The following is a 17,488-nucleotide window of genomic DNA, read 5'->3' as shown; positions in this document are numbered from 1 at the left end:
AAACCGATTTCTCGGTACTTCGGAGCTTGGGGAGCTTCAGGGCTTCCAGAGCAGGAAGTTGCGGTAGAGCGCCAGGCCGTGGGCCGCGCTTTTCTCCGGGTGGAACTGGGAGGCAAAAATGTTATCCCTGGCCACCACGCAGGTAAAGCTGCCACCGTAGTCGGTTTCACCCGCACTGTGAGCAGCGTTTTCAGGCACGGCGTAGTAGCTGTGCACGAAATAGAAATAAGCCTCGTCGGGCACGCCGGCCCAAATGGGGTGCGGCTGCGTCTGGCGCACTTGGTTCCAGCCCATGTGCGGCACCTTGAAGCGGCTGCCGTCGGCCTGCAGCCGGCCTTCGAGTTGGAAGCGGCGCACGCGGCCCGGGATCAGCCCCAGGCCCGGCGTGTCCTGCTCCTCGCTGTGGTCCAGCAGCATCTGCATGCCCACGCACACGCCCATGAGCGGCTTGCTGGCGGCGGCTTCCAGCACGGCTTCGCGCAGGCCGGAATGGCCCATCTCGCGCAGGCAGTCGGCCATGTGGTGAGGCGCCGCACCGGCCGGCTGGTGGTTGTCCAGCTCGCGCATGCAGTCGCGCATGGCGCCTTGGCCCGGCAACACCACACGCTCGGCGGCACGCACGTCCTCGGGACGCGAGGTGATGACGACGGTCAGGCCGGTGCCCTCGGCCACGTGCAGCACGGCCTGCGACACCGAGCGCAGGTTGCCCATGCCGTAATCGACGACCGCGACGGTGCGGTTGCTCATCTCAGAGACACCCTTTGGTGGAAGGAATCACGTCGGCGGCGCGCTCGTCCACCGTCCAGGCCATGCGCAGCGCGCGTCCAAACGCCTTGAAGATCGTCTCGCACTGGTGGTGCGCGTTGACGCCCTTGAGGTTGTCGATATGCAGGCTCACCAGGGCGTAATTCACGAAACCCTGGAAGAACTCGAACACGAGCTGCGTGTCCAGCGCGCCAATCGTGGCGCGCGTGAACTCCACGCCCATGTGCAGCCCCGGGCGGCCGGAGAAGTCCACCACCACGCGCGAGAGCGCCTCGTCCAGCGGCACGTAGCTGTGGCCGTAGCGGGTCAGGCCCTTCTTGTCGCCCACGGCCTTGGCCACGGCCATGCCCAGGGTGATGCCCACGTCTTCCACGGTGTGGTGGCCGTCGATGTGCAGGTCGCCCGCGCACTCGACTTCCAGGTCCACCAGGCCGTGGCGGGCGATCTGGTCGAGCATGTGGTCGAAGAAGCCGATGCCCGTGGCCAGCTTGGCCTGGCCGCTGCCGTCGAGGTTGATACGCACGCGTATCTGCGTTTCCTTGGTATCGCGCCGGACTTCGGCGATACGGGGTTCTCGGGACGACATCACAGGCTCGCTTTCAGGGCGTCGATCATCAAACGGTTTTCGGCGGGCGTGCCCACCGTCAGGCGCAGGCAGTTGGCCAGCAGCGGGTGCAGCGCGGAGACGTTCTTCACCAGCACGCCGCGGGACTTCATGCCCTCGAAGGCCTTTTTCGCATCCGGCACGCGCACCAGGATCATGTTGGCCTCACTGGGATACGCCCGCGCCCCGGGCAGTTCCCGCAGTTGGGCCAGCAGCGCGGCGCGCTCCTCGCGCAGCACCGCCGCCTGGCGCGCGAACTCGTCCGCATGCTCCAGCGCGAAGAGGGTGGCCTCCGCGTTGAGCGCGCTGATGTTGTAGGGCGGGCGCACCTTGTCGATCTCGTGCACCAGCGCCGCGGCGCCGGCCATATAGCCCAGGCGCACGCCGGCCAGGCCGAACTTGGAGAGCGTGCGCATCACCAGCACGTGCGGGTACTGCGCCATGCGCTGCATCCACGAGCGCGAGGAGAAGGGCTGATAGGCCTCGTCGAACACCACGAAGCCGTTGCCCAGCGCGCCCACGGCGTCCACGATGCGCTGCACCACGGCGTCGTCAAAGAGGTTGGCGGTCGGGTTGTTCGGGTAAGCGATGTAGGTGATGGCCGGGCGGTGCTCTTCGATGGCGGCCAGCATGGCGGCCTCGTCCAGCTCGAAGTCGGCCGTCATCGGCACGCCCACGAACTGCAGGCCCTGCAGCCTGGCCGACATCTCGTACATCACAAAGCCGGGCAGCGGCGCCAGGATCTTGGCGCCGGGCCGGTCACAGGCCAGCGCCAGCAGCGAGATCAGCTCATCGGACCCGTTGCCCAGCATCAGCGCGCAGCCCTCGGGCAGCTCGACGTGCTTGGACAGCGCCGCGACCACGTCGCCCACGCAAGTCGTCGGGTAGCGGTTGATGGCCACCTTGCCCAGGCGCTCGCCCAGCGCCGCCTGCAGCGGCTGCGGCAAGGTAAAAGGGTTTTCCATCGCGTCCAGCTTCACCAGGCCACGGCTGTCCTGGATGGCGTAGGCGTGCATGGACTGCACATCCTGGCGGATGACGCGCTGCATCAGCGCCTGCAGGGAATCCGTCGTGGGGGTCTTGGGGGCCGTCATCACACGCCCTCCTTCTTGATGAGGCGGAGCTCCGCGGCCTGCGCGTGGGCCTGCAGCCCTTCGCCGTAGGCCAGCTCGGCGGCGATGCGGCCCAGCTGCTGCGCGCCCTGCTCGCTCACCTCGATGAGGCTGCTGCGCTTCTGGAAGTCGTAGGTGCCCAGCGGCGAGGAAAAGCGCGCCGTGCCGGACGTCGGCAGCACGTGGTTGGGGCCCGCGCAGTAGTCGCCCAGGCTTTCGCTGGTGAACGCGCCCAGGAAGATGGCGCCGGCATGGCGCAGCAGCGGCTCCCAGCGGTGCGGCTCGCTGGAGCTGACCTCCAGGTGCTCCGGGGCGATGCGGTTGCTGATCTCGCAGGCCTCCTCCATGGAGCGCGTGTGGATCAGCGCGCCGCGGCCTTCCAGCGAGGCGCGGATCACGTCCGCGCGCGGCATGCCCGGCAGCAGCCGCTCGACGGCCTCGCGCACCTGCGCGATGTAGGCCTCGTCGGGGCACAGCAGGATGCTTTGCGCCAGCTCGTCGTGCTCGGCCTGGCTGAACAGGTCCATGGCCACCCAGTCCGCCGGCGTGCTGCCGTCGGCCAGCACCAGGATCTCGCTGGGCCCGGCAATCATGTCGATGCCCACCTGGCCGAAGACGCGGCGCTTGGCGCTGGCGACGTAGGCGTTGCCCGGGCCGGTGATCTTGTCCACGCGCGGGATGGACGCCGTGCCGTAGGCCAGCGCCGCCACGGCCTGCGCCCCGCCCACGGTGAAGGCGCGGTGCACGCCGGCCACGTAGGCGGCGGCCAGCACCAGCGGGTTCTTCTCGCCCTTGGGCGTGGGCACCACCATCACGATTTCCGGCACGCCGGCCACGTGGGCGGGAATGGCGTTCATCAGCACGCTGGACGGATAGGCCGCCTTGCCGCCGGGCACGTAGATGCCCACGCGGTCCAGCGGCGTGACCTTCTGGCCCAGCAGCGTGCCGTCCTCGTCGCGGTAGCTCCAGCTCTTGCCGCTGGCTTCGAGCTGGCGCTCGTGGTAGCTGCGCACGCGCTTGGCGGCGAACTCCAGCGCTTCGCGCTGCGCGGGGGTGATGGCGTCGAACGCGGCCTTGAGCTCCTCGCGGCCCAGCTCCAGAGCGGCGACGCTGTCGGCCTGCACGCCGTCAAAGCGGGCGGTGAACTCCAGCACGGCGGCGTCGCCGCGGGTGCGCACGGCCTCGATGATCTCCGCCACGCGATGCTCGATCGCGGCATCGGTCTCGGCCGACCAATGCAGGACACGCTGGAAGGCTGATTCGAAATCCGCGGCGGCGGTGCTGAGTTGGCGCAGCTGGAGGCTCATGGGATGGACGCAGTGGTTCCGGTTGGTGGAGAAAACTGGAAAGGTTGAAAGGGTCAGGCGGGGATGGCGCCGGCGAAGGCGTCGATGAGGGGCCGCAGCGCGGCGCGCTTGAGCTTCAGCGCGGCCTGGTTCACGACCAGGCGCGAGGAGATGGGCATGATCTGCTCGACCTCCACCAGGTGGTTGGCGCGCAGCGTGGAGCCGGTGGACACCAGGTCCACGATGGCGTCGGCCAGCCCGGTGAGCGGCGCCAGCTCCATGGAGCCGTAGAGCTTGATCAGGTCCACGTGCACGCCCTTGTCGGCGAAGTGCTGGCGCGCGATGTGGGTGTACTTGGTGGCCACGCGGATGCGCGAGCCCTGGCGCACGGCGGCGGCGTAGTCGAAATCGGAGCGCACGGCCACGCTCATGCGGCAGCAGGCGATGCGCAGGTCCAGCGGCTGGTACAGGCCCGTGGCCAGCTCGCCGCCCGCGTGCTCCAGCAGCACGTCCAGGCCGGCCACGCCCAGGTCCGCGCCGCCGTACTGCACGTAGGTGGGCACGTCGGTGGCGCGCACCAGCACCACGCGCACCTCGGCTCGGTTGGTGGGCAGGATGAGCTTGCGCGACTTCTCCGGGTCCTCGCCGACCTCGATGCCTGCGGCGCGCAGCAGCGGCAGGGTCTCTTCGAAGATGCGGCCCTTGGACAGTGCCAGGGTGATGGTGTCGTTCATGGGATGACTACGGCTCAGGCCTTGACGCGCTCGATGTCCGCGCCGACGGCGCGCAGCTTCTCTTCCATGCGGTCGTAGCCGCGGTCGAGGTGGTAGATGCGGTCCACCCGCGTCTCGCCCTGGGCCACCAGGCCGGCGATGACGAGGCTGGCCGAGGCGCGCAAATCCGTGGCCATGACGGTGGCACCGGAGAGCTGCGGAACGCCCTGGATGACGGCGGTGTGGCCGTCCACCTCTATCCTGGCGCCCAGCCGCAGCAGCTCGTTCACGTGCATGAAGCGGTTTTCGAAGATGGTCTCCGTCACCTTGGCGGCGCCTTCGGCCATGCAGTTGAGCGTCATGAGCTGCGCCTGCATGTCGGTCGGGAAGGCCGGGTATTCGCTGGTGCGAAAGCTCACGGCCTTGAGCCGGCCGTCGCCGCGCACGCGTATCCAGTCGGCGCCGGTTTCCATCTGCACGCCGGCCTCGCGCAGCTTGTCCAGCACGGCGTCCAGGTGGTCGGGGCGCGTGTTCTTCAACAGCACGTCGCCGCCGGCCGCGGCCACGGCGCAAATAAAAGTGCCGGTTTCGATGCGGTCGGGGACGATGCGGTGCGGCTCGCGCGGGGCGTGCAGCTCGGCCACGCCCTGGATGCGGATGCGGCTGCTGCCGTGGCCCTCGATGCGCGCGCCCATGGCGATGAGCATCTCGGCCAGGTCGATGACTTCCGGCTCCTGCGCCGCGTTCTCCAGCACCGTCTCGCCCTCGGCCAGCGTGGCGGCCATGAGCAGGTTCTCGGTGCCGGTGACGGTGACCATGTCGGTGGTGATGCGCGCGCCCTTGAGACGGCCGTCGCTGGTGGCGACGATGTTGCCGTGCTCCACCGCGATGGTCGCGCCCATGGCCTGCAGGCCCTTGATGTGCTGGTCCACCGGGCGCGAGCCGATCGCGCAGCCGCCGGGCAGCGACACCGTGGCGCGCCCCAGGCGGGCCAGCAGCGGGCCCAGCACCAGGATGGAGGCGCGCATGGTCTTGACCAGCTCGTAGGGCGCCACGGGCTCTATGCCGGCGCGGGCGTCGATGAGCACCTCGTCGCCGCCGGGGGTGCCGCGTTCGCCGCACCAGTCGGCGGCCACGCCCATGGTGCGCAGCAGCGCCAGCGTGGTGCCCACGTCGCGCAGGCGCGGCACGTTGGCCAGGCGCACGGGCTGCGCGGTCAGCAGCGCGGCGCAAAGCTCAGGCAGCGCCGCGTTCTTGGCGCCGGAGATGACGATCTCGCCCTTCAGGGAGCGGCCGCCGCGGATCAGGAGTTGGTCCATGCTGGGAATGCGGGCAAGGCGGCTCGGCGGCGGCGAAGGGGCTGGCGCGGTCGCCGCGCACGCCCACCGCGGCGACAAGGCCGCGTAGGCGTCAGTGGTGGTGGTCTGCGGAAGGCTGCTGCGCGGCCCATTCGGCCGGCGTCAGCGTCTTCATGGACAGCGCGTGGATTTGCTGGCGCATGCGGTCGCCCAGGGCGGCGTACACACGCTGGTGGCGCGCAATGCGCGAGAGACCTTCGAAGGCGGCGGACACGATGGTGGCGAAGAAATGTTCGCCATCCCCCTCCACCGCCAGGTGCGAACAGTCGAGGCCGGCAGCGATGTAGCTGCGGACTTCGTCAGGGGTGGGATTGGCCATGGTGGCGCGATTCTAGCGGGGCGCGCCAAGCTCCCCCGGCATGCTGGGCCATCTCCCGGGCTTCAACCCGTAACCAAGTCCTTGAAAAACGGCTGGAAAGTGGCCGAAAGCGGCGCCCGCGGCGCGCCGCCCAAGGCCTCAATGCCGCAGCTTGTAGCCGCTGCGCAGCAACTGCAGCGCCACGCCGGCGACGAAAACAAAACTCAGGCCGACCACCGCCAGGCTGGTCCAGGGCGAGACGTCGCCCACGCCGAAGAAGCCGTGGCGAAAGCCGTCGATCATGTAGAAGAAGGGGTTCAGGTGGCTCACGCCCTGCCAGAAGCCCGGCAGCGAGTGCACCGAGTAGAAGACGCCCGACAGGAAGGTCATGGGCATGATGATGAAGTTCTGGAAGGCGGCCATCTGGTCGAACTTCTCGGCCCACAGCCCGGCGATCAGGCCCAGTGCCCCCAGCATGCCCGCGCCCAGCACGGCAAAGACGATGATCCACCATGGCTCGGCCAGCCGCGGCGGCGCGAACCAGGCCGTGACGGCGAACACCCCCAGGCCCACGATCAGCCCGCGCGCCATGGCCGCGCCCGTGTAGGCCACGAACCAGGCCCAGTGCGACAGCGGCGTGACCAGCAGGAACACCAGGTTGCCCGTGATCTTGCTCTGTATGAGCGAGCTGGAGCTGTTGGCGAAGGCGTTCTGCAGCACGCTCATCATCACCAGCCCCGGGATGAGAAAGCTCGTGTAGGCCACGCCCGGATAGACCTGCACGTGCGCCTCCAGCACGTGGCCGAAGATTAATAAATACAGCACCGCGGTGAGCACGGGTGCGGCCACCGTCTGAAAGCTGACCTTGTAGAAGCGCAGGATTTCCTTGCGGAACAGCGTTCCGGCACCCTCGAAACGACCGGCCTTCATGCCGCCACTCCCTGCGCGGCGGCCTCGAACTCGGCGCCCTGCATGATTTCGATGAACACGTCTTCCAGGTCGGCGCGGCCGATTTCCAGCTCCTCCACGCGCACGCCGCTCTGGCGCAGCGCGGCCAGCAGCGTTTCGATCTCGGCGGCGTCATGCGCCTTGAGCTGCACGATGCGGCCGGTGACGCGGGCGTGGGCGGCCAGCGCCGCGGGCAGCACGTCGTCGGTCTTGAAGCGCAGCATGGTGCTGGCGGTGCCCGCGAGCAGGTTGGCCGTGCGGTCCAGCGCCACGATGCGCCCGCGCTTGAGCATGGCGATGCGGTGGCACAGGGCTTCCGCCTCTTCCAGGTAGTGCGTGGTCAGCAGCACGGTGTGGCCCTGGCGGTTGAGCTTGGCGATGAACTGCCACAGCGTCTGGCGCAGCTCCACGTCCACGCCGGCGGTGGGCTCGTCCAGCACGATCACGGGCGGCCGGTGCACCAGCGCCTGCGCCACGAGCACGCGGCGCTTCATGCCGCCGGAGAGCTGGCGCATGTTGGACTGCGCCTTGTCGGCCAGGCCCAGCTCGGTGAGCAGCTCGTCGATCCAGTCGTCGTTGGTCTTGACGCCGAAGTAGCCGCTCTGGATGCGCAGCGTCTCGCGCACGCTGAAGAAGGGATCGAAAACGAGCTCCTGCGGGACGATGCCCAGCTGCTTGCGCGCGCTGGCGTAGTCGCCAACCACGTCGTGGCCCAGCACGGTGACCTGCCCGCCGCTGGCGCGGCTCAGGCCCGCCAGGATGCTGATGAGCGTGGTTTTCCCCGCACCGTTGGGGCCCAGCAGGCCGAAGAACTCGCCCTGCTCGATGTCGAAACTCACGCCGTCGAGGGCGCGGAAAGCGCCGCGCGGCGTGTCGTAGGTCTTGCTGACGTTCTGGAAGCTGACGGCTGGCATAGGGGCGCGATTGTAGGGACGGCACCTCGGCGCCGCAGGCGGCGCGGGTGCGTCACCGGGCAGGCTGCGGGCCTGCGCATGGTCACTGGCCCTCCGCCCCCTGCAGCGCTTTTCTCCGCTGCGCCTTGGGCAGCTTGGCCAGCCGCGCCGCCTCGGCGTGGAACCGGTCCCAGTCGCCGCCCACGCGCTCGAAGAGGCGCATGAAGTCCGGCACCAGGTCGCCGTAGGCGCCCTGCACCGCCAGCGAGGCGTTGTTGGCGCGCTGGACCCAGCCGTCCCAGCCGCCGTCGCCGTGCCACTCGCGCTGCTTGAGCTGCTCGTAGTCGCGGCGGAAATCCGCCATCAGCTCGGCCTTGCGCGCGCGCTTGTCCGCGTCGGAGGCGTCGCTGCGGTAGAGCGCATCCAGCCGCTCGCGCAGGGCGCGCGTGAGAGAACGGAACTGCGCGCGGCGCGCCTCGGTCTCCTGGTACTCCTCACGCAGGTGCGGGTTGCCGCGGTGCGCCATCCAGCGCTCCAGCCCAAGGCGCTCCACCGCCGTGGCGTAGGACTCGTTGAAGGCCGTGTCGTCGTCCGCATAGGCCTTCTGGTGCGCCAGCTCGTGGAACAGCAGCCGCGCCAGGTCCGTCTCCGGGCCGCTCACGAAGGTGTTGAGCAGCGGGTCGCCCCCCAGCCAGTTGCTCCAGCCCAGCGTGGAATAGGCCGGCACGCCGTAGACCGACACCTCCCAGCCCGCATGCTTGAGCTCATCGCCCAGGCCGCGCGCCTCGTCGCGGTCGAAATAGCCGCGGTAGCCCACGCAGCCCAGGATGGGGAAGCACCAGGTCTTCAACTGCAGCGACAGCTCAGGCGCTGCCACCACGTTCCACACCGCCGCGTCGCGGTGCAGGTCGGCGTAGCGGCGGTAGCTGGCGTTGTCGGGCAGCTTCAGCTCGGTGATGGCGAAGTCGCGCATCTCCTGGCTCAGGCGCAGGCGCTCGCGCAAGTCGGCGGGCGTGGCCTCGTCGCTCACCCATTCCTTGACCGGCTTGGCACGGGTGAGCAGGTCGAAGTGGCCGCGCAGCGACTGCGCGTAGTAGCCGACGCTGGCGCAGCCGCCCAGCGCGGGCAGCAGCGCGGCCAGCACCAGGGCCCGCCAGGAGCGGCGCAGCGCGCGGCTCACGCCGGACGAACCTCCACCAGGCAGTCGTAGAAGCTGGGCGCGTTACCCATGTCGGTCAGGCGCTGGTGCGTCAGCTCGTTGACGTTGCGCCCGTCCGGCGCCAGCTTGCGCCACCAAAGCCCCAAGCCCACCACCACGCCCGCCCTCGCCCGCGTGCTCACCCGCGCGCGCAGCGTGATCTCGCCGCGGTCGTTGAACACGCGCACCAGGCTGCCGTCCACCACGCCGCGCGCCATGGCGTCGTCCGGGGTGATCTCCAGCGCCGGCTCGCCCTCCACGTCGCGCAGGCTTTTCACGTTGACGAAGGTCGAGTTCAGGAAGTGGCGCGCCGGCGGCGAGATCATGGCCAGCGGGTAGCGCGCGGCCAGCTCCGGCGAGGCCTGCACGCTCTCGTAGTTGGGCACGAAGTCCGGCACGCCCAGGCCCGGGGCATCCACGACGGCCTTGCCGTCGGCCGTCGGAAAGCCGCCCTCGGCAAAGGGCGCATCCGGCACCGGCAGCCGCGCCCAGCCGCGCGCGCGCAGGGCGTCGAAGTCGATGTTCTTCAGCGCCATGCGCGCCAGCATCTCGTCGTCGTCCTTGAAGCACGGCTCGTCGAAACCCAGGCGGGCGGCGAGCGCTCTGAAGATTTCCGTGTTGGGCCTGGCCTCGCCCAAGGGCGCGATGGCCGGCTCGTTGAGCAGCACGTCGGTGTGGCCGTAGGAGGTGTGGACGTCCAGGTGCTCCAGCTGCGTGGTGGCGGGCAGCACGATGTCGGCGTGGTCGGCCGTGTCCGTCATGAACTGCTCCAGGACGACGGTGAACAGGTCCTCGCGCTGGAAGCCCGCCGCCACCTGGGCCGACTGCGGCGCCACCGCCAGCGGGTTGCTGTTGTAGACCACCACCGCCTCCACCTTGGGGCCGAAGTCCGGCGAGGCCTCGCGCAGCAGGTCCTGGCCGATGGTGCTCATGTTGATGACGCGCGGCCGGCGCCCGGCCAGCAGGTCCGGGCGCTGCAGCGCCGCGTCGTTGCGCGCTTGGGCCGCCCAACCGGAGGCCGAGAGCAGCAGCCCGCCCGCGCGGTGCCGCCACGCGCCCGTGAGGCAGGGCAGCAGCGCGATCAGCCGCACCGCGTTGCCGCCGCCGCGCACGCGCTGCATGCCGTAGTTCAGGCGGATGGCGGCTGGCTTCACCGTGGCGTAGTCGTGGGCCAGCTCGCGGATGAGACCGGCCTCCACGCCGCAGACCTCGGCCGCGCGCTCCGGCGTCCAGGCCAGCGCCTGCTCGCGGATCTTCTCGAAGCCGCTGACGTGGCGCCGGATGTAGTCGTGGTCCAGCGCATCCTGGCGGATGAGCTCGCCCATGAGCGCCAGGGCCAGCGCGCCGTCGGTGCCCGGGCGCAGCGCCAGGTGGCGGTGGCACTTGTCGGCGCTGTCGGTGCGGCGCGGATCAATGCACCAGAGCTTGGCGCCGGCGCGCTTGGCCTGCTGCGCCAGCGTCCAGAAGTGCACGCTGGAGGTGATGGGGTTGCTGCCCCAGATCAGGATGAGCTTGCTCTCTGGGAAGAACTGCACCTGCATGCCCACCTTGCCGCCGTAGGTGGCGGCGAGCGCCGCACCGCCGGCCGAGGCGCAGATGGTGCGCTCCAGCAGCGAGGCACCCAGCTTGTGGAACACCCGCGCGGCCATGGCCTCGCCCTGCAGCAGCCCCATGGTGCCGGCGTAGCTGTACGGGAGGATGGCCTGCGGCTCGCGCACGGCGATCTCCTTGAGCCGCGCGGCCACCGTGTCCAGCGCCTCGTCCCAGGAGATGCGCTGGAACTGCCCGCTGCCCTTTGGGCCCACGCGCTTCATCGGATAAAGCAGCCGCTCCGGGTGGTAGGTGCGCTCGGTATAGCGGCTGACCTTGGTGCACAGCGCGCCCAAGGTGCGCTCATGCTCCGGGTCGGCCTGCACGCGCAAGGCGACACCGTTTTGCACGCTCACGCGCAGCGCGCAGGTGTCGGGACAGTCGTGCGGGCAGGCGCCGTGGACATGGCGCACGGGCGACGCGGCTTCAGTACCGGCGGGAGAAAGAGCGGGGGAAGATGCGGGAAAAGACGGCTGAACATCCATCGGCGAACTATTGCACAGCCCCTCCGGGGTCACCCTTGTGGGGGATGTGACGCCTTAAGATTTCCAGCAGCCGCCTTGAGCAGGAGCGCTTGATGTTGTTGATTGAATCCATCCTGGCCGAAGCCGCGGGCATTGCCGCGCTGCGCCGGGATATCCACGCCCACCCTGAGCTGTGCTTCGAGGAGGCGCGCACGGGCGACCTCGTCGCCCGCCAGTTGGAGGCGTGGGGTATCGAGGTGCACCGTGGCCTGGGACGCACGGGGCTGGTGGGCGTGATACGCAACGGCACGTCGGATCGCGCCGTGGGCCTGCGCGCCGACATGGATGCGCTACCCATCCAGGAGCACAACCACTTCGGCCACGCCAGCCGCCACGCCGGAAAAATGCACGCCTGCGGCCACGATGGCCACACCGCCATGCTGCTGGCCGCCGCGCAATACCTGGCCAGGCACCGCCATTTCGACGGCACGGTGTATTTGATATTCCAGCCCGCCGAGGAAGGCGGCGGCGGTGCGCGGGAAATGATGCGCGACGGTTTGTTCCAGCGCTTTCCCATGGAAGCCATCTTCGGCGCCCACAACTGGCCGGGGCTCAAGGCCGGGCAGATTGCAGTGAAGACCGGCCCCTGTTTCGCGTCCAGTAACGAATTCAAGATCGTGCTGCGCGGCAAGGGCTGCCATGGCGCCATGCCGCACATGGGCACCGACCCCGTACCGGCGGCCTGCCAGATGGTGCAGGCCTTTCAAACCATACTGACGCGCAACAAGCACCCGCTGGATACCGGCGTCATTTCGGTGACCATGATCCACACGGGCGAGGCCACCAACGTCATTCCCGAAAGCTGCGAAATGCAGGGCACGGTGCGAACCTTCACCACGCCCGTGCTGGACTTGATAGAACGGCGCATGCGCCAAATCGCCCAATCCACGGCCGAGGCTTTTGAATTGGAGTGCGATTTCGAGTTCGACCGCAATTACCCGCCCACCGTCAACCACGATGCCGAAAGCGCCTTCATTCGCGAGGTCGGCACGGAACTGCTGGGCGCCGACAACGTGCAGGAATTCGTGCCCACCATGGGCGCCGAGGATTTCAGCTATTTCCTGCAGGAAAAGCCGGGCTGCTATTTCGTGATCGGCAACGGCGACGGCACGCACCGCGACGGCGGCCATGGCTTGGGGCCCTGCACGCTGCACAATCCCAGCTACGATTTCAACGACGAATTGATCCCCATTGGCGCCTCCCTTTGGGTACGGGTGGCGGAACGCTGGCTCAACCGGCCGCGCTGAACGCGGCCCAGGAGATTCAAAATGGACGCGGACGCTCTGAACACCTGTTTCTCGCACAAGTATTCAGAGGCCCGCGAGAAATTCCTGGCCGCAGCCGATGCCGCGGGCCTGGACGCACATGCTGAAATTCACCCCCTGCTCGGCCAGGACGGCGAGACCCTAGCGCTGGACGTAGCGCGCTGCGGCCCCATCTCCGCCGACAAATTGCTGCTGGTGAGCAGCGGCTGCCATGGCGTGGAGGGTTACGCCGGCTCGGCCGTGCAAATTTCCCTGTTGCGCGACGCCAATTTTCTGGAGCAGGCGCAGCAGGCCGGCGTGGCGGTATTGTTTTTGCACGCCCTGAATCCCTGGGGCATGTCCTGGATGCGGCGCACCACGCAGGAAAACGTGGACCTCAACCGCAATTTCCAGGATTTCAACCACCCCCTGCCCGCCAACCCCGGCTACGACGAATTGCACCCGCTGCTGGTGCCCTCCACCTGGCCACCCTCGCCGGAGAACGAGCAGAAATTGCAGGCGGTCTTGGCGCAGCGCGGCATGGCGGTGTTGCAGCAAATCGTCAGCAGCGGCCAGTATTCCGAACCGGAAGGCCTCTTTTACGGCGGCCATGCGCCGACCTGGAGCCAGCAGGCCCTGCGCCACGTCCTGCGCGACCACGCGCGGCGGTGCTCGAAACTCGGCTGGGTGGATTTGCACAGCGGCCTGGGGGCCACCGGACAGGCTGAAATCATTTTCTCGGGCGACGGCAGCGACCCGGCGCAAGTCGAGCGCGCCCGCGCCTGGTGGCCGACCTTGAAAACCATGCACGAGCACACCTCCAGCTCGGCCGTGATTTCAGGCGCGATGTGGAGCGTGATCGGACAGGAATGCCCGCAGGCGGAATTCACGGGGATGGGGTTTGAATTCGGCACCGTGCCGCCGCTGCATATCCTGCAGGCGATGCGGGCGGACCAGTGGCTGGAGAATCACCCGGAAAAGCCGTTGAGGACGCCGCTGGCGCAGGGAATTCGCAAGGCGCTGTTCGGGGTTTTCTTCGTTGATACGATGGAGTGGAAGAAGGGGTTGATCGAGCAGGGACTTGCGACCACGCAGGCAGGATTACGAGGACTGATCGCTGGTTGAGGCCAGCAAAATGACGCATGGAAAAAGATTCAACGAATCAATTCATGTCTTTTGCGGACAGCGAAATATCAGCCATCACTTGCGGCGATGGCATCATCCGTATCCTGTTTTCTGCGGCAAACGTACGGCAGCACAACCCGGAAAATGGCAGTAGGCCGCTGGAAGGCTATGCACGCGGCGTGGAATTTATTTTGACAGGAACGAATCTCGAATTTGAAGATGAAGGCCTGATGGGACGAGTTTCGTTTGGGAGAGCCATGCTCGACAACAAGTGGACATTGCAAATACCTTTGCCATGCTCAATTACCGGGCGCATTGCCATGGAAATCAGTTTCGCCAATCAATCGCATTTGGAAATTGAAGCCACCGACCTGGAATGCCGCTTCACCGGCGAGCCCAATTTCTTCGAATCCATGGCCTGCTGAATTTCAGCACACAGCCTGCAAGCCACCACGCCACGCACCCCGCCCCGTTATTCCAGCGGAGGCGGAAATGATGACGGAGTGATGGGGACAAGTATCAGCCTGGTTAAGGCTTGCCACTAAAAGCCCGAGCACCATAACAAAGAAGCGCCTGCCTCCCGGCAGGCGCCTCATCGTCAGGCAACCCCCAATTCCTTGAGATCCAAGCTCACCTGCCCTGCATCCCTGAACAGCACCGCATTCCACCCGAATTCCCGCGCCGCCTGGATATTGGCCGGGGAATCGTCTATGAAAATAGCGCTGCGCCCCGCCAAATTGAACCGCTCGTGCGCCAACTCATAAAACTCGCGCTCGGGTTTCATGCGCCGCACACGGGCTGAAAACAGGCCGCCGTGGAACAGGCCAAAGAAGCCGTGCGCCTTTTCAATATGCGCCGCATAGCCCAGCGGCATGTTCGAAAAGAAATACTGCTTCCATCCCCGCTGCCGCAGCGCATGCAGCAGCGCCACGCTGTCGGGCAGCGGCTGCAGTTCCTCCGGCACGGCCTGGATGACGGCGTGCACGTCGGCTTCCGTCAGGCCCGTTCGGTGGGCAATGCGCTGCGCCAGGGCAGCCTCTTCCACGTCGCCACGGTCGTAGGCGCCCCAGTCGCCGCCTTCCACGAAGAAGCGGCGCGCCAGCGCCAGGGCGCTGGCTTCGTCGTGCGCGTGGCGCGGCAGCACGCGCTGCAGCAGCACGGCCGGACGCCAGCGCAGCAGCACCGCGCCCACGTCCCAGATCACCACGGGTTTCAGCTCCGCTGCACTCATCCCCTCAATCTCCTCAACAGTCCGGCGGTAGAAGCGTCCAGCCCCGTCACGTCCCCGGATTCAAATCGCGGCAGCAGCGCATTGCACAGTGCCTTGCCCAACTCCACGCCCCACTGGTCGTAGCTGTTGATGCCCCACACCACGCCGCTGGTGAACACACGGTGCTCGTACAACGCCACCAGCGCACCCAGGCTGCGCGGGGTCAGCCGCTCCAGCACCAGCGTCGTGCTGGGCCGGTTGCCGGGGAAACTGCGGTGGCGTGCCAACACGTCCCGGGCGATGTCCGGCGACGCGGTGGGCGCTTTTTCGCCCAGGGCTTCGTCCGCCGTCTTGCCCAGCATCAACGCCTGCGATTGCGCCAGGCAGTTGGCCAGCAATTTCGTCTGCAAGTCGGCATGCGGGTGCGCGGGCTCGCGCACGGCGATGAACTCCACCGGGATCACGTCCGTGCCCTGGTGCAGCATCTGGAAGAAGGCGTGCTGGCCGTTGGTGCCGGGCTCGCCCCACACCAGCGGGCTGGTGGCAAAGGGGACTTCCTCGCCGGCGTAGTCCACGCGCTTGCCGTTGGACTCCATCTCCAACTGCTGCAAATACGCCGGCAGCCGCGCCAGGCCCTGGTGGTAGGGCGCGACGCAGCGGCTGGTGAAGCCGTGGAAGTCGCGGTTCCACACCTCCAGCAGGCCCATGAGCGCGGGCAGGTTCTCTTCCAGCGGCGCCTCGGCGAAGTGGCGGTCCATGGCATGGGCGCCGGCCAGCAGCTCGCGGAAGTTGTCCGCGCCAATGGCGATGGCGATGGGCAGGCCGATGGCACTCCACAGCGAGTAGCGCCCGCCCACCCAGTCCCAGAAGCCGAAGGTCTTGTCGATGCCGAAGGCCGCCGCCGCGCTGACGTTGGTGGTCGTGGCGGCGAAGTGCCGGGCGATGTCGGTGCCGCCACCGGCCAGGAACCACGCCCGCGCCACCGCGGCGTTGGCCATGGTCTCCTGCGTGGTGAACGTCTTGCTGGCCACGATGAACAGCGTCTTGGCCGGCTCCAGTTGCGCCAGTAGCGGGGCGATGTCGTGCCCGTCCACGTTGGAGACGAAGTGGCTGCGCAGCCCCGGCTGCGTGTAGGGCTGCAGCGCCTTCACCGCCATCAGCGGCCCAAGGTCGGAGCCGCCTATGCCGATGTTGACCACGTCGGTGAAGCCGGCGGCGCGCACCTCCTCGGCATAGGCCAGCATGCGCTCCAGCACCTCGTGCACGTCGTCGCTGAAGGGGCCCTGCCCTTTGAGCGCGCGCAGCGCGGTGTGCAGCACGGCGCGGCCCTCGGTGGTGTTGACCGGCTCGCCGGCCAGCAGGGCGTCGCGCCGCGCCTCCAGGCCCACCTCGCGCGCCAGCTCCAGCAGCAGGCGGCGCGTGGCCTCGTCCCAGCGCTGCTTGGACAGGTCGGCAAACACCTCCGGCGCCTGCACGCCGAAGCGCTCGAAGCGCTGGGGGTCGCTCTTGAAGATCTCGCGCAGGTCGAGATCACGGCCGTGCGCCTGCCAGTGGCCTTGCAAACCACTCCAGGCCACGGTCTTGTCGCCGCGCACGAAGGCGGCGACGGCTGCTTGGGCCGCGTGGGACGTCACTTGCACAGCTCCTCGATCATGCGGTCGAGCTTGGCCGCGTCGGCGGCAAAGGCGCGAATGCCCTCGGCCAGCTTGTCGCTGGCCATGGCGTCGTCGTTCAGGGCGTAGCGGAAGCACGGCTCGTTGAGCGTGCGGGCGTGGATGTCCATGCCTTTGGCCGCGGCCGGGTCCAGCCGGCGCGGCACAGGGCCTTCGCTGCCCTGCAGCGCGGCCAGCAGGTCGGGGCTGATGGTCAGCAGGTCGCAGCCGGCCAGCGCCAGGATCTGCCCGGCATTGCGGAAGCTCGCGCCCATCACTTCGGTCGGGATGTCGAAGTGCTTGTAGTAGTTGTAGATGGCGGCGACGCTCTTGACGCCGGGGTCGTTCTCGCCGGCGTTGGCGGCCTCGTCCCAGGCGGCGCCGGCCTGCTTCTTGTACCAGTCGTAGATGCGGCCGACGAAGGGCGAGATCAGCGTCACGCCGGCATCGCCGCAGGCCACGGCCTGGCAGAAGGAGAACAGCAGCGTGAGGTTGCAGTGGATGCCCTCGTGCTCCAGCGCCTTGGCCGCCTGGATGCCTTCCCAGGTGGCGGCGATCTTGATCAGCACGCGCTCGCGCGCAATGCCGGCGCGCTCGTACAGGGCGATCAGGTGGTGCGCGCGGGCAATGGTGGCGGCCGTGTCGAAGCTTAGCCGCGCATCCACCTCGGTGCTCACGCGGCCCGGGACGACCTTCAGGATTTCCAGGCCGAAGCGCACCAGCACCTCGTCCACCACGCGCTCCAGCGGCACACGCGGGTGGGCCTTGACCACCTCGGTCAGCAGCGGTGCGTACTCCGCTTGCTGCACGGCCTTGAGGATGAGGGAGGGATTGGTCGTCGCGTCGCGCGGCGCGAACTGCGCCAGTTGCTTGAAGTTGCCGGTATCGGCCACGACGGTGGTGTGCTGCTTGAGCTGCTCGAGTTGATTCACGGCTTGGTCCTGCAGGCGGCGCCTGCGCATCGGTCT

17 protein-coding genes are annotated in these 17,488 nt (G+C 68.1%); 3 read left to right on the top strand and 14 right to left on the bottom strand.

Translation table 11 applies throughout. From position 1 onward, the window contains the following. Positions 1 to 36: 36 nt before the first annotated feature. The 11 genes from hisH to SM757_RS02520 all read right to left on the bottom strand — a co-directional run bounded on the left by hisH (position 37) and on the right by SM757_RS02520 (position 11,250). Positions 37 to 747, bottom strand: a complete 711-nt coding sequence (gene hisH / locus SM757_RS02570; RefSeq protein WP_322464271.1) for an imidazole glycerol phosphate synthase subunit HisH — start codon at positions 745 to 747, stop codon at positions 37 to 39. 1 nt (position 748) lies between these two features. Further along, entirely contained in the window at positions 749 to 1,351 is a 603-nt protein-coding gene (gene hisB, locus SM757_RS02565; RefSeq protein ID WP_066332047.1) for an imidazoleglycerol-phosphate dehydratase HisB, read from the bottom strand. Continuing rightward, positions 1,351 to 2,463, bottom strand: a complete 1,113-nt coding sequence (gene hisC / locus SM757_RS02560) for a histidinol-phosphate transaminase (RefSeq protein ID WP_322464270.1) — start codon at positions 2,461 to 2,463, stop codon at positions 1,351 to 1,353. The genes hisB and hisC overlap by 1 nt, the downstream gene beginning before the upstream one ends. Next, the gene (gene hisD, locus SM757_RS02555) at positions 2,463 to 3,788 is read right to left on the bottom strand and encodes a histidinol dehydrogenase (RefSeq protein WP_322464269.1); all 1,326 of its coding nucleotides are present in this window, start codon (positions 3,786 to 3,788) and stop codon (positions 2,463 to 2,465) included. Before hisD ends, hisC begins: the two co-directional genes overlap by 1 nt. 53 nt (positions 3,789 to 3,841) lie before the next feature. Next, positions 3,842 to 4,501: an ATP phosphoribosyltransferase gene (gene hisG / locus SM757_RS02550; RefSeq protein ID WP_322464268.1), complete on the bottom strand. Its 660-nt coding sequence runs from the start codon at positions 4,499 to 4,501 to the stop codon at positions 3,842 to 3,844. 14 nt (positions 4,502 to 4,515) lie between these two features. Continuing rightward, positions 4,516 to 5,799: a UDP-N-acetylglucosamine 1-carboxyvinyltransferase gene (murA, locus tag SM757_RS02545; RefSeq protein WP_322464267.1), complete on the bottom strand. Its 1,284-nt coding sequence runs from the start codon at positions 5,797 to 5,799 to the stop codon at positions 4,516 to 4,518. 91 nt (positions 5,800 to 5,890) lie between these two features. Further along, positions 5,891 to 6,157, bottom strand: coding sequence for a BolA family protein (locus SM757_RS02540; RefSeq protein WP_066332058.1), 267 nt, complete (start codon positions 6,155 to 6,157; stop codon positions 5,891 to 5,893). Between the two features lie 138 nt (positions 6,158 to 6,295). Next, entirely contained in the window at positions 6,296 to 7,066 is a 771-nt protein-coding gene (locus SM757_RS02535) for an ABC transporter permease (RefSeq protein ID WP_066332060.1), read from the bottom strand. Then, the gene (locus SM757_RS02530) at positions 7,063 to 7,998 is read right to left on the bottom strand and encodes an ABC transporter ATP-binding protein (RefSeq protein ID WP_322464266.1); all 936 of its coding nucleotides are present in this window, start codon (positions 7,996 to 7,998) and stop codon (positions 7,063 to 7,065) included. Before SM757_RS02530 ends, SM757_RS02535 begins: the two co-directional genes overlap by 4 nt. 82 nt (positions 7,999 to 8,080) lie before the next feature. Continuing rightward, a complete protein-coding gene (locus tag SM757_RS02525) occupies positions 8,081 to 9,157 on the bottom strand; it encodes an aminopeptidase (RefSeq protein ID WP_322464265.1) in 1,077 nt (358 codons plus the stop codon). Next, on the bottom strand, positions 9,154 to 11,250 hold the full coding sequence (locus SM757_RS02520) for a molybdopterin-containing oxidoreductase family protein (RefSeq protein ID WP_322464264.1): 2,097 nt from the start codon (positions 11,248 to 11,250) through the stop codon (positions 9,154 to 9,156). The genes SM757_RS02525 and SM757_RS02520 overlap by 4 nt, the downstream gene beginning before the upstream one ends. Positions 11,251 to 11,342: 92 nt before the next feature. Between SM757_RS02520 and SM757_RS02515 the strand changes: the two genes are divergently transcribed. From SM757_RS02515 to SM757_RS02505, 3 genes are read left to right on the top strand one after another with little or no spacing between them, the layout of a single operon-like run. Continuing rightward, the gene (locus SM757_RS02515; RefSeq protein ID WP_322464263.1) at positions 11,343 to 12,536 is read left to right on the top strand and encodes a M20 aminoacylase family protein; all 1,194 of its coding nucleotides are present in this window, start codon (positions 11,343 to 11,345) and stop codon (positions 12,534 to 12,536) included. Positions 12,537 to 12,557: 21 nt separating this feature from the next. Next, entirely contained in the window at positions 12,558 to 13,658 is a 1,101-nt protein-coding gene (locus SM757_RS02510) for a M14 family metallopeptidase (protein WP_322464262.1), read from the top strand. A gap of 17 nt (positions 13,659 to 13,675) precedes the next feature. Next, positions 13,676 to 14,083, top strand: coding sequence for a hypothetical protein (locus tag SM757_RS02505; protein ID WP_322464261.1), 408 nt, complete (start codon positions 13,676 to 13,678; stop codon positions 14,081 to 14,083). A gap of 173 nt (positions 14,084 to 14,256) precedes the next feature. Here the strand turns inward: SM757_RS02505 and SM757_RS02500 are convergent, their stop codons facing one another. Genes SM757_RS02500 through tal form a run of 3 tightly spaced genes read right to left on the bottom strand, consistent with a single transcriptional unit; the run spans position 14,257 to position 17,452 of the window. Next, positions 14,257 to 14,889, bottom strand: coding sequence for an HAD family hydrolase (locus SM757_RS02500; protein ID WP_322464260.1), 633 nt, complete (start codon positions 14,887 to 14,889; stop codon positions 14,257 to 14,259). Then, complete coding sequence (gene pgi, locus SM757_RS02495; protein WP_322464259.1) at positions 14,886 to 16,502, bottom strand: glucose-6-phosphate isomerase; 1,617 nt, start codon at positions 16,500 to 16,502, stop codon at positions 14,886 to 14,888. Before pgi ends, SM757_RS02500 begins: the two co-directional genes overlap by 4 nt. Then, positions 16,499 to 17,452, bottom strand: coding sequence for a transaldolase (tal, locus tag SM757_RS02490; RefSeq protein ID WP_066332248.1), 954 nt, complete (start codon positions 17,450 to 17,452; stop codon positions 16,499 to 16,501). The genes pgi and tal overlap by 4 nt, the downstream gene beginning before the upstream one ends. Positions 17,453 to 17,488: the final 36 nt, after the last annotated feature.

The organism is Azohydromonas lata (genome assembly GCF_034427735.1).
Lineage (GTDB): Bacteria > Pseudomonadota > Gammaproteobacteria > Burkholderiales > Burkholderiaceae_C > Azohydromonas > Azohydromonas lata.
This window is presented reverse-complemented; position numbering and strand designations above follow the sequence as displayed.

Excerpts from the sequence above, each read along its gene's own strand:
- hisH (WP_322464271.1), bottom strand. The coding sequence starts at position 747 with ATGAGCAACCGCACCGTCGCGGTCGTCGATTACGGCATGGGCAACCTG.
- hisB (WP_066332047.1), bottom strand. The coding sequence starts at position 1,351 with ATGTCGTCCCGAGAACCCCGTATCGCCGAAGTCCGGCGCGATACCAAG.
- hisC (WP_322464270.1), bottom strand. The coding sequence starts at position 2,463 with ATGACGGCCCCCAAGACCCCCACGACGGATTCCCTGCAGGCGCTGATG.
- hisD (WP_322464269.1), bottom strand. The coding sequence starts at position 3,788 with ATGAGCCTCCAGCTGCGCCAACTCAGCACCGCCGCCGCGGATTTCGAA.
- hisG (WP_322464268.1), bottom strand. The coding sequence starts at position 4,501 with ATGAACGACACCATCACCCTGGCACTGTCCAAGGGCCGCATCTTCGAA.
- murA (WP_322464267.1), bottom strand. The coding sequence starts at position 5,799 with ATGGACCAACTCCTGATCCGCGGCGGCCGCTCCCTGAAGGGCGAGATC.
- SM757_RS02540 (WP_066332058.1), bottom strand. The coding sequence starts at position 6,157 with ATGGCCAATCCCACCCCTGACGAAGTCCGCAGCTACATCGCTGCCGGC.
- SM757_RS02535 (WP_066332060.1), bottom strand. The coding sequence starts at position 7,066 with ATGAAGGCCGGTCGTTTCGAGGGTGCCGGAACGCTGTTCCGCAAGGAA.
- SM757_RS02530 (WP_322464266.1), bottom strand. The coding sequence starts at position 7,998 with ATGCCAGCCGTCAGCTTCCAGAACGTCAGCAAGACCTACGACACGCCG.
- SM757_RS02520 (WP_322464264.1), bottom strand. The coding sequence starts at position 11,250 with ATGGATGTTCAGCCGTCTTTTCCCGCATCTTCCCCCGCTCTTTCTCCC.
- SM757_RS02515 (WP_322464263.1), top strand. The coding sequence starts at position 11,343 with ATGTTGTTGATTGAATCCATCCTGGCCGAAGCCGCGGGCATTGCCGCG.
- SM757_RS02510 (WP_322464262.1), top strand. The coding sequence starts at position 12,558 with ATGGACGCGGACGCTCTGAACACCTGTTTCTCGCACAAGTATTCAGAG.
- SM757_RS02505 (WP_322464261.1), top strand. The coding sequence starts at position 13,676 with ATGGAAAAAGATTCAACGAATCAATTCATGTCTTTTGCGGACAGCGAA.
- SM757_RS02500 (WP_322464260.1), bottom strand. The coding sequence starts at position 14,889 with ATGAGTGCAGCGGAGCTGAAACCCGTGGTGATCTGGGACGTGGGCGCG.